This is a genomic window from Alicyclobacillus kakegawensis NBRC 103104 (assembly GCF_001552655.1).
GTDB classification, from domain to species: Bacteria; Bacillota; Bacilli; order Alicyclobacillales; family Alicyclobacillaceae; genus Alicyclobacillus_G; species Alicyclobacillus_G kakegawensis.
The window spans coordinates 1-710 of the sequence record NZ_BCRP01000069.1 but is presented as its reverse complement, the minus strand read 5'-3'; the positions used below and the strand labels follow the sequence as shown (position 1 = coordinate 710).

The 710-nt window shown below is 56.2% G+C and carries 2 protein-coding genes; both read left to right on the top strand.

Annotated features, from left to right (window positions below; all coding sequences use genetic code 11):
- Positions 1-33 precede the first annotated feature (33 nt).
- Positions 34-321 (top strand): transposase, encoded by a 288-nt coding sequence (locus tag AK2_RS16270; protein ID WP_067937162.1) that lies wholly within the window; start codon positions 34-36, stop codon positions 319-321.
- Between the two features lie 50 nt (positions 322-371).
- Positions 372-710, top strand: a 339-nt coding sequence (locus AK2_RS17700; protein ID WP_157076409.1) for an IS3 family transposase, incomplete at its 3' end; no start/stop codon positions are given.

Sequence of the window (710 nt, the reverse complement as noted above, 5' to 3'; positions counted from 1 at the left end):
GGGATGGGTTAAGATGAAGTAGAGGTGTTTGTAATGCCGGGACGTAAGTGGACAGTGGACGAGAAGATGAACATCGTGCTCGAGGGCATGATGCCCGGTGCGAACATCAGCGAGGTATGTCGGCGGCATGGCGTGGCCCAGAGTCTGTATGACAAGTGGCGTGAAGCGTTCCTGGCTGGCGGACGGGCTGGACTTCAGTCCGGACCCTCTACGAGGGAGCAGGAGCTGGAGAAAGAGTTGCAGGAGGCTCGGGCTAAGATCGGCGAACTGACGATGCAGGTGGATGTGTTGCGAAAAAAATCGAATTGGGGTCGGAAGTAAATAGCCGTTCTTTGGTCTGTCAGCTCGCCAAAGAAGGATTTCCGGTCCCAGTGATTGCAAGAGCATTAGGGCTGAACCGGACGTACTGTTACAGCTTGCTGAAGCCGCCTGTGCCCAAGCCGAAGCGGCCTTCTGTGGACAAGGACGCTCTGGTCAAACAGTGGATTCGGAAACTGTGCGAAGAATTCCCCACGTACGGATACCGGCGAATCCAGGTCATGCTGCGTCGCCGATACAACCTGCGGGTGAACCATAAGCGGGTGTACCGGCTGATGAAGGAAATGGGGCTGCTAGTGAAATTTCCGAGGCGGGGCGCTTCACGAGCGAAACGGCGAGGGAAGATACCGGTCACCAGGTCCAACGAGCATTTCCAGTGCGACATGACGAAA